Here is a 10,078-nt window from a genome sequence, read left to right on the forward strand (position 1 = left end):
TATGAAAATAAAAAGTCTTTCGTTAGCGATTTCCTTCTTTATTGCAGGTAATGCTTTCGCTACAGAAAATATAACTCTGGATATGTATCGTCAGCTGCTTCCTAAAAACACTGCGGGGCAAGTTGATTATGATTTACATCTCTCTGATAAATTATCTCTGCCTTACCACTGTAATATAAAAAAAGATAATGAAGGCCGTTTTGAAATTGACCTGGGCAGTTGTGAACATTACAGCCTGGACTGGAAAAAAGAGCGTGCCGGGCTCGTCAATCTAAGTTTGTCTGGTGACCCCTCTGGGGAAAAAATAACTGAACACAAACTGTGGGCAATGGCGTTTGCACAGGCATATGTCAGTACCATGATTCAAATGCAATACGGTTTGGGGAAGGAGAACGGAACCTTTGATCTTCATCGTCCATTTGGCAGCGGTGAAAGTTTTGGCAACTATTTTTCCCGTAATATGGGGCCGAACTATTTTGTCTCTAAAGGGCTACAGGAGAGTTCATTAGGCCGGGATTTACCTGCCCCGGCAGATGAAGGTGATGATGGTGTTTTACAGATTGAGTATCCAGGGAGCGCATGGAGTGAGTTACAGGGGTCTGGCGGCGGCGGTTTCCCGCGTATTTTTGGTACCATGCAGCCTAAAAAAATACTCGATTCTTTCTCTGGCCCTGCACGCAATATTATCGGCTCTGCGGTGACCAGCGGTTTCTACAATGGCTCCGTTATTGGGATTAATACCGGGTCTCTACCATGGGATAAAGATAAAACAGGCACTCAGGTTCGCATTCATGAATTTATTCAGGGTAGCCAGGATAAAGATGCGCTCTCTATGGTCATGAGCTATATGTACAACCGCGGTCCTTATTCGGTTAAAGAACTGCTGCTTAAAAGTGAGCAGAGCTTCAACCACTGTATGGCGCAGCAGGACCACCTGGAAAGCGACCCCGCTTGCTTTGTTCAGCTCAATGACTTCGGCACCCGCTACATTCGCCAGATCCCTTATGTTACGCAACTGCTCAATGAGGCAGGGAAAAAGCCGGAACACCATTACGATACAGACCTGAACCGCAGTGATATCAGTAACTATATCGATCTGTTAGCGCGGTATGGTTTTTACAGCAAAAAAGAGATAGAGAAAGCTAAGCCTGCGGCGATGACGAGATTTGATGAAATGCAGAAAAACGGTTCGATTTCCTACGCGCACGATTTTGGTAAAGTCCTTGAAACACTGATGGTCCAGCTTCCGGTGACACAATTCTCAGAGAAGTCGGCTATTGATGAGTCTCTGATTTCCACGCTGACTAACGCAGATGAAAAACGCCTGTTTCTCTCGGTTGCCGATAATGTCGGTACCATTATTTCTCACGACTGGCTTGAGCCGGGACACAAAATTGCCCTGATGCCGGGCAGCAAGGTTCAACAGGCGGTTTATGAAAATGCCGCTGGTCATGACTGCGCGACGGCCATTCAGGACCAGATTGAGGGAATGGGGGGGAACGGACCGGCTCACCTGACCTTAAAAATGATGGATGGCCAGTGTCAGGTAAACCAGGTCAGTGAAGAGGAAGCGCAAAAGCCGGTGGCCGTGGCGGGGGATAATTTCACGGTGCTTGCCAGGAATGTCTCAGCGGGCTATGAGCTGAACGGGCTGGCAAGTCAGAATGCCGAGACGTTCAAATGGACAATCGTCAAAGGCCAGAAGCACTTCTGGTTGCAGGAAGCCGAAGGCAGCGAGTGGGGGAGCGAGATTAACCAGCCAAAGGCCAGGGCGCTCATTCCGGCGAATACCACCGGTGAGGTCACCTACCGTCTGACGGTCACCAATAAGAACGGGCAAACCGACACCAGTGACATCACGGTAACGGTAAAGGATGAACACGCCAAACCTGATGAAGCAGCGTGGGACAGCCGTACTACCTATGATAAACCGTGCCAAAAGGTCACCTACAATGGCAGCAGTTGGATGAACGGTTGGTGGACTCAGGGGGAGGCTCCAGGGAGCGATGGGGAGCATGGCGTCTGGCGAAAAGCTGGTTCAGACAACATGCATGGCGCCTGTAAAAAATAGTCTGCCGCAATTGAAACGTGGTGTGTAAAAACCTTCTTCTCAGGCCGTGGCCTGAGAAGAGGTTACTTTCCGTCGTGCTACAGGTGTATTCCAACGTACCGCTCATAGCGGCTCTTTTTCAGGAACGTTAAATCAACCAATACCAGCCCATCAACGCAATTATTGAAGGCAGGATCGCTGCCGAAATCGATAAACTGCACGCCGCCCGGTTCGCAGAGTTCTGAATATTGTTTATAAAGCGTTGGAATGCCACAGCCGAGGTTGCTAAGCAGGGATTTTAAGCGCGTAAGATCTTCACCGTAGTCTTCGCCTTTAAACTGCGCCAGCACATCGGGGAGGCTTGCCGGGAAGGGACTACGGGAACAGGCAAGCGTATGGCTCGCCGGGAACCATAAGCGGTAAAATGCGACCAGCAGATCGCGCGCATCCGGCGGCAGACCGCCAGAAATAGACACCGGGCCGAACAGATAGCGATACTGCGGGTAACGGGCGAGGTAAGCGCCAATACCCGACCAAAGATAGTCCAGGCCACGTCGGCCCCAGTAGCGAGGCTGAATAAAGCTGCGCCCAAGTTCAATGCCGTGCTGCAGGACAGCCTCCATTTTCTCGTCGTAGCGGAATAAGCTGTGGCTGTACAGCCCGTTTACGCCGCGTTTTTCAAGCTGCTGCGCGGTAGGTATAAAGCGGTAAGCACCAACAATCTCCAAATCCTGTTCATCCCAGAGGATCAAATGCAGGTAATCATCATCATACCGATCGAGATCCCGACGTTTACCGCCCCCTTCCCCTACGGCGCGGAAAGCAATTTCTCGTAGCCGACCCAGCTCACGCAGCAGCGGAGCCTCTTCCTTTGAGTCGCGGCGCTGCCAAAGATAAATCATTTTATCGTCGGCGGTGCGGCCCAGACACTCCGCTTTTGCCAGCTCCCGGCGCAGCGTTGCCCGGTCTTCCGCTCGGGCAATTGCGCTTTCCGTCGTGAACTTGCCTGACAGGCCTTTACCCAGCCGTTGAACATGCTGGCGGCATTTTTTCGCCAGCTCGCGCGGGATCTGCTGTGGGTTATGCCAGCTTTCCCAGGGAATGCGCTGGCCTAACGTGACCGGGAGGGTGGAGTTGCGGCGGCGGAACATTTGCTGCATCAGCAGCAGCATCGGCAACGCCGGGGAAATCATCGCGCTGGCGTAAAACAGCATGATGTTATGGGCATGAATAAAGGCTGGCAGCAGCGGTACGCGGTATTTCGCCGCAAGTTTAATAAAGCCGGTGTGCCAGTGCCCGTCGGCAATGCCCTGGCGAGTCAGACGAGACACTTCGCCCGCAGGGAAGAAGATCAGCACGCCGCCGTTTTGCAACTGTTGCTCCATCAGGACAAAGGAAGATTTCGGCGTACGCCCGTTGATATTGTCTACCGGGATAAACAGCGAACTCAGCGGTTCGAGATGATTAAGCAGGCGGTTGGTCACCACTTTGACATCACGGCGAACGCGGGAAACGGCGTACAGCAGCGCCAGCCCATCAAGGGTGCCGGTTGGGTGGTTGGCCATCATCACTACGGGGCCGCTTTCGGGGATGTTTTCTAATTCTCGGGGAGAGATATTGCAGCGGATGTGTAGGTGGTCAAGGACTTGTTCGATCATATCCAGCCCGCGAAGGTGTGGATGGTTTTCGGCAAAGGCCTGAAATTCTTCCTCATGCAGCAGGCGTCTTAACAGGTTTTTTTGCCAGGGCGCAGGACTTGCCTGAGGCCAAAGGTCGTCAAGTACGTTATCGAGACTAAACATATTCGCTCCTCTTACCGTTCTGCGCACGACGGTAGAAGATCAATATGAAAATTGCGTGTCAGCGAGGTGACGTTTCAGGGATTCGGCAGGCCGAAAGAGCCTGCGTTGATTTTTTATCCTCGCTGCATAGGGAGATGGGCAAATAGCGCGTTTTTGGGCTTGGGTGACAGAGTAAACCCTGACGAATAGTAGGTAAAATCGAGTTATTGCATGAAAGAAAGTAAGTTTTATTTAATTTATTGTTTTTAATGGTATTTATTTGAAGTGTTCGGTTGTTTTGCTGTCAAGCATTAAGCGCATTTAATGAAAGTTTTATCGCGTAAAATGAGAGTTAAATCGACTTTTAATCTAAAAAACACTAATTATGCAATAAACTTGCTCTACCCCTTGCTGATTTTTCGACGATCTACGCTAAAGTAGCCGCCGCTGGCGGAATGCCAGCCTATGACTAAAAAGCAGCAACAGAACGCCGGGAGCGGCGTTTTTATCAACACCGCATCAAAAGAGACAACCTATGGGAGTTCACAGATGAGTCACTCTGCGACGAAAACAAAAACATTTTTCGGGCATCCGTACCCGTTAAGTTCGCTATTCCTCACCGAAATGTGGGAACGTTTTTCCTTCTACGGGGTTCGCCCGCTGCTCATTCTGTTTATGAGTGCGGCCCTGCTTCAGGGCGGGATGGGGCTGCCGATCGAGCAGGCTTCCGCGATTGTCGGTATTTTCGCCGGCGGCGTATACATCACCTCTTTACCGGGCGGCTGGTTGGCCGATAACTGGCTTGGGCAGCGGCGAGCCGTCTGGTATGGGTCGCTTATCATTGCGCTCGGCCACCTCTCGATTGCCCTGTCGGCATTCGTGGGCAACACCTTCTTCTTTGTTGGCCTTCTGCTGATAGTCCTGGGTACCGGGTTGTTCAAAACCTGTATTACCGTGATGGTAGGGACGCTGTACAAAAAAGAAGATACCCGCCGCGATGGGGGCTTCTCGCTGTTTTACATGGGCATCAACATGGGGTCGTTTATTGCCCCGCTGATCATCGGCCCGATGCATGAGAAATACGGCTGGCACATGGGCTTTGGCCTGGGCGGGTTGGGCATGCTGATTGCCCTGTTCATCTTCCGCTTCTATGCCATTCCGCAAATGCGCCGCTACGATAAAGAAGTCGGGCTGGACTCCACCTGGAACCGCCCGACGACCGAGCGTAAAAACGTCGGTAAATGGGTAACGCTTGCGATGGTGCTGCTAGCCGGGCTGGTGGTGCTGATCGCCAACGGGACAATTCCATTCAACCCGACGGCGATCGCCAAAAGTTCTGCGTACATTATTTCCACCTGCGTTGGTCTCTACTTCCTGTTCATGTTCTTCTTTGCCGGGCTAACCAGCAGCGAGCGTTCACGCCTGCTGGCCTGCCTGATCCTGCTGGTTGCGGCGGCATTCTTCTGGTCTGCCTTCGAGCAGAAGCCGACCTCCTTCAACATCTTTGCGCGCGACTACACCGACCGCCAGATGGGCAGCTTTGAAATCCCGACCATTTGGTTCCAGTCGATCAACGCGCTGTTTATTATCCTGCTGGCGCCGGTGTTTAGCTGGTTCTGGCCGTCGCTGGCTAAGCGCAATTTAAATCCGAGCAGCATGACGAAGTTCGTTATCGGCATTTTGTTTGCGGCGGCAGGTTTTGCGGTAATGATGGCGGCAGCAAACCAGGTGCTGGCGACGCAGAGCGGCGTTTCTCCGTTCTGGCTGGTGGGAAGCATCCTGCTGCTGACGTTGGGCGAGCTTTGCCTTAGCCCGATTGGCCTGGCAACCATGACGTTGCTGGCGCCGCAGAAAATGCGCGGCCAGGTGATGGGGCTGTGGTTCTGCGCCAGCGCGCTGGGCAACCTGGCAGCCGGTATCATGGGCGGGCATATCAAAAAAGACCAGCTTAGCTCGATGCCGGAGCTGTTCTCTCACGTGTCTATCGCCCTGGTCATCTGCGCCATTGTGCTGGCCGCGCTGATTATTCCGGTGAGAAACATGCTGAGAAATGCGGACGCCAACGAAGCCAAATAACGGCTTTTAAGCATCTCGCCCGGTAACCTTCTGCGGGTTACCGGGCTTTTTTATTTCCGGTTTTTGCGACTGCCCGTCGGTCAAACGGCTTGCCGTTTCCCCTCGTGGACTTAGTAACTGTACTTCTTATCCAGGACACGGCTGGTCGTATAGGCTCCGGCGGCGCACAGCAGCGCAGGGGCAAAATAGCTGTGATCCATATGGGTGAACTCCATTACCAGCGCTACGGCGGTGACCGGCATCTGCATCGAAGCGGCCAAAAACGCGGCCCCGCCGACCAGCGCGAAGCTGCCCACGTCTCCACCCGGGAAGACAAACTGCCAGACCGCCGCCAGCAGCAGGCTAAGCAGCGCACCCACCGTTAAGCCCGGCGTCAACAGGCCGCCCTCGGCGCCGCCGCGCAGGACGGCGAGGATCACCAGCATCTTCAGCGCCAGCAGTATTGCAGCGTTGTCAACGTTCAGGCCGTTGCTGATGGCCAGCTGCATCGGACCTTTGCCGTTCCCCGGCAGCTGCGGGAACCACAGGCTTAGCGCGGCCAGTATCGCAAAGGCCAACAGGCAAAAGACCGGCATCTGCCAGTTGGTTTTTACCTGAGTTCTCACTTTGGTTGTCGCTTTGCGAAACAGCCAGGCGGCATAGCCGAGCAGAGGGCTTGCCACAATAGCCCAGCCGATAAACGCGTGGGGAAGCGCAAAAGAGGTGAAGTGGTACTGCGATTCATCCCCCAGCCCAAGCGTCGCAATCCAGGCCGCCGCCGCAGAGGTGATGACCGCCGCCAGCGCTTTCTCCCAGCTAAACGAAAGCAGCAGCACTTCCAGCGTGAAAAGGGCCCCGGCGAGGGGAACGTTATACACAGCGGCCAGGCCAGCACCTGCGCCGCAGGCAATCAGCGTTCGGGTTTCGTCCGGCTGCAGGCTGAACTTCCTCGCGAGCAGCCCCGCCGCCAGCGCGCCCATTTCCCGAGGCGCAACTTCACGCCCCAGAGGTGAACCGAGCGCGACGGTGACAATTTGCAGTAAGGCATGAATCGTGGTGGTGCCCGTAGGCATTGGCACGGCAGGGTTCGCTACGGCGGCGGCAATAGACACTCTTTTCTTGCCATAACGCGCCAGCAGCCACCAGCCAAATCCGGCAACGGCGCCGCCGCCAAGAATCGCGGCTACCCGGCGCAGATACGAGGCGTCTGTGACGCCCTGAAGAAACGTCTCGCTCCCCACCAGCTGGTCGATGCTGTAGCCGAAAGCCAGATGCTGTATAGCGTGTAAAATTAGCGCGAGAAGCATGCCCGCTATGCCGGCGAAGATACCGGTAAGTACGACAGCAACCAGGCGCACAAGGTAGTTTTTAGCGTCAGCCTGTTCAGTTTGCTGGGTCATGTCGGGATCCTTAACGCGGGGAAAACTGGATGATAAGGGAGAAGAATTAAACATTTAGTATAAATGTAGCATTCATCCCGCGTGAATCATCCCGTCCTTTTCCGGCGCAAAATCCCTCATCCTCAGCGCGCTTTCTGGCACGCGGCTATCAGCATGCCTGCCACAGCAGCACCGCACAGCAACCGGAAGGCCGTAGCCCAGTCGCCCATATCAGGGGCCTGCCCGAGAACAACCGAGAGTACCGCCAGCATCATTGCCCCCGCCATATACTGGCTGGTGGCCATCAGCGCGCTGGCGCGTCCCTGCTGGGCGAGCGGAGTGGCTGAAAGACCGACGGCGAACATCGCGGGGAAAATTAACCCGTGGCCAATCCCGCTGAGCGCAATCCCGCCGATGAAGACAGCAGACAGCGGCGACGCTAAGCCGACGGAAATCAGCCACAGCCCCAGCGCCGAACAGGCGAACCCGGCGGCCAATACGGTTGCGTTGGCGTAGCGGGCGGTCAGGCGGGTATACAGCGCATTGCCCGCCACGATCAGCAGCGCGAGCGGCGTGAACATCAGCCCGGTGGTGACGGCATCCTGCTGCAAAGTCTGCTGCCAAAGTAGGGTCATGGCGTAAAACTGGCTGCCAACGCTTGCCATATAGCAGGCGCTGCTGAGCCAGCCTGTTTGCAAGCCCGGCAGGGTGCGAAGCGAGCGGGCCAGTAATGGCTGAGGCGCATAGCGCTCGTGCAGGATAAACAAGACTCCCATGGCAACGGCGATGCGGTTAGCCAGATAGTCGGCCTGCCCGGTTTCGCCATAGCGCATCAGCGCCCATACCAGCGCTCCGGCGGCGAAACAGCCCACCAGCGAACCCACACCCGGTCGCTGCGCTTCACCTTGTGGGCCGAGCGGTAAATAATCCCGGCGAACCAGCCAGAGTGCGATAAGTCCCGGCGGCACGTTAATAAAGAAAATGGTTCGCCAGTCCAGCGCGGCCAGTATGCCGCCCAGCATTACGCCCGCGACAAGCCCAAGGGCGCCGATAGCGCTCCAGATTGCCAGCGCCCGCCGATGCGCCTCACCGTGGAACCGCTGCGCCATCAGCGCCAGAACCGCAGGCTGCAGCAAGGCCGCCGCCATCCCTTGCCCGCAGCGGGCGGCGAGCAACAGCGTGCCGTTTTGCGCCAGCCCGCCCAGCGCCGAAGAGAGCAAAAATAGCGCCATACCAAGGCTGAACATGCGGCGAGCGCCCAGCCGGTCACACAGACTGCCGCCTGCAAGCAAAAGCGCGGCAAACGTCAGGCCATAGAGAGAGACAACCCACTGCATCTCGCTGAGTGAAAGGTTCAGATCCTGCGCCAGCGTCGGCAGCGCGACGTAAACAATCGCATAGTCCAGCGCGATCAGCGCCTGCGCTATTCCCGGCGCGAACAAAGCGCTATAGCGCCCGGAGGCGGCGGCGGGTATCGCATGAGTTTGTGTCATCGGCGTTTCCTGCTATTTTCTTTTAGATGAATCATTTTCATCAGTTAATGTGCATAGGTAACAGGCTACGCCTTTATTTATGGTGCAATCAAAATCATATTATTCAGCAAGAGATGAGTTAAATTCATTCATGAGAAGTCGTCGACTCCCGCCGCTTGCGGCCATTCGTGCTTTTGACGCCGTGGCCCGCCACGCCAGTTTCAAAGCGGCGGCTGAAGAAATTGGCGTCACGCCTACCGCCATCAGCCACCAAATACGCCTGCTGGAAGACTCGCTTGCACAGCGATTATTCACCCGCTCAGCTCGCGGCGTTGCGCTAACCCAGGCGGGAGACATTCTGTTTCGTGCTTCCGGGAACATTTTCACCACGCTGCGGGACGCCGTTGAGTCTATTGACAGGCAATCCCTGCCCGGAACATTGACGCTCAGCACCACCTCGAATTTCCTGACTAACTGGCTGGTGCCGCGTTTGCCTGCTTTGCATCAGCGCCATCCCTCGCTGGAACTGCGCTTTCACAGCAGCGTGGCGCTGGCCGATCTCAACGGCACCATGGCGGATTGCGCCGTGCGTTACAGCATGCAGGCAGATGAATCTCTGGACAGTACGCTGCTGTATAGCGACAGGTTTGTGCTGGTGGCCAGCCCGCAGCTGAAGCTCAGGAGCGGGAAGGATCTGCAGGGGGTGACGCTCTTTCACATTGAGAACCGTCATGTACCCAGCCCGGAGCCAAGCTGGCAGCACTGGAAATCGGTATTTGGACCTGAGGACCTGGACGTGCAGAGCGGTATTCGCTTTGACGATGAAACGCATGCTATTCAGGCGGCCATTGCAGGGCAGGGAGTATTGCTGGCCAGCGGGCTGCTGATTCGCCGTGCGCTGCAGCAGGGGCTATTGCATATCGCGCTGCCGGGCGTGCTGCCCGGGGCGAATTACTACTTTGTTAGCAGTCGCGACAAGGCCAGCAGAGAGGACGTACAGCAGGTTAAGGCGTGGCTGAAGCAGGAATTTGAGGCGAAAGAGTAGCGTTGCCCCTCACCCTTTTTTGCCTCTTTGTCACAAATATCCATGATTATGCAGGACTGGTTAATATTCCGTTCACTTCCAGCCTTGTTTTATATGCAGCAGCCGCACCGGTGAACGTGTCCGGGGGATAACGCCATCCCCCGGACAGCCCCGGCGCCCGGCGAGCTCATCGCCGCTGAAGCGGTAAACCCACCGGCTATCACCCAAACAGTCGGGGTCGTTCGCGATTCGTTCCCGACGATCGCTCTCTTTCGCTGCTCCCGGCAGCTCAACCCCGCCTGAGTTGGGTCATAACC

General features: G+C 55.5%; 7 protein-coding genes. 3 read left to right on the forward strand and 4 right to left on the reverse strand.

Translation table 11 applies throughout. The annotated features are described in order from the left end of the window. Nucleotide 1 precedes the first annotated feature (1 nt). A complete protein-coding gene (locus tag VGM55_RS04980; RefSeq protein WP_331634780.1) occupies nucleotides 2–2,071 on the forward strand; it encodes a hypothetical protein in 2,070 nt (689 codons plus the stop codon). Between the two features lie 77 nt (nucleotides 2,072–2,148). On the opposite strand, the gene VGM55_RS04985 is transcribed toward VGM55_RS04980, so the two are convergent. Further along, nucleotides 2,149–3,852: a lysophospholipid acyltransferase family protein gene (locus tag VGM55_RS04985; protein WP_331634781.1), complete on the reverse strand. Its 1,704-nt coding sequence runs from the start codon at nucleotides 3,850–3,852 to the stop codon at nucleotides 2,149–2,151. Between the two features lie 528 nt (nucleotides 3,853–4,380). On the opposite strand from VGM55_RS04985, the gene VGM55_RS04990 reads away from it, so the two are divergent. Beyond that, nucleotides 4,381–5,907: a peptide MFS transporter gene (locus tag VGM55_RS04990; RefSeq protein ID WP_331634785.1), complete on the forward strand. Its 1,527-nt coding sequence runs from the start codon at nucleotides 4,381–4,383 to the stop codon at nucleotides 5,905–5,907. A 110-nt stretch (nucleotides 5,908–6,017) separates the two neighbouring features. On the opposite strand, the gene VGM55_RS04995 is transcribed toward VGM55_RS04990, so the two are convergent. Both VGM55_RS04995 and VGM55_RS05000 read right to left on the reverse strand, forming a co-directional pair. After that, nucleotides 6,018–7,286: a chloride channel protein gene (locus VGM55_RS04995; protein ID WP_154188158.1), complete on the reverse strand. Its 1,269-nt coding sequence runs from the start codon at nucleotides 7,284–7,286 to the stop codon at nucleotides 6,018–6,020. Nucleotides 7,287–7,408: 122 nt separating this feature from the next. Then, nucleotides 7,409–8,758 (reverse strand): MFS transporter, encoded by a 1,350-nt coding sequence (locus VGM55_RS05000; RefSeq protein ID WP_154188159.1) that lies wholly within the window; start codon nucleotides 8,756–8,758, stop codon nucleotides 7,409–7,411. A gap of 130 nt (nucleotides 8,759–8,888) precedes the next feature. Here VGM55_RS05000 and VGM55_RS05005 point away from each other — a divergent pair, with 130 nt between their 5' ends. After that, complete coding sequence (locus tag VGM55_RS05005) at nucleotides 8,889–9,782, forward strand: LysR substrate-binding domain-containing protein (RefSeq protein ID WP_154188160.1); 894 nt, start codon at nucleotides 8,889–8,891, stop codon at nucleotides 9,780–9,782. 89 nt (nucleotides 9,783–9,871) lie between these two features. Here the strand turns inward: VGM55_RS05005 and VGM55_RS05010 are convergent. Beyond that, a partial coding sequence (locus VGM55_RS05010) for a hypothetical protein (protein WP_331634783.1) occupies nucleotides 9,872–10,078 on the reverse strand: 207 nt, incomplete at its 5' end.

The sequence above is a fragment of the Cedecea sp. genome (assembly GCF_036500665.1).
Lineage (GTDB): Bacteria > Pseudomonadota > Gammaproteobacteria > Enterobacterales > Enterobacteriaceae > Cedecea.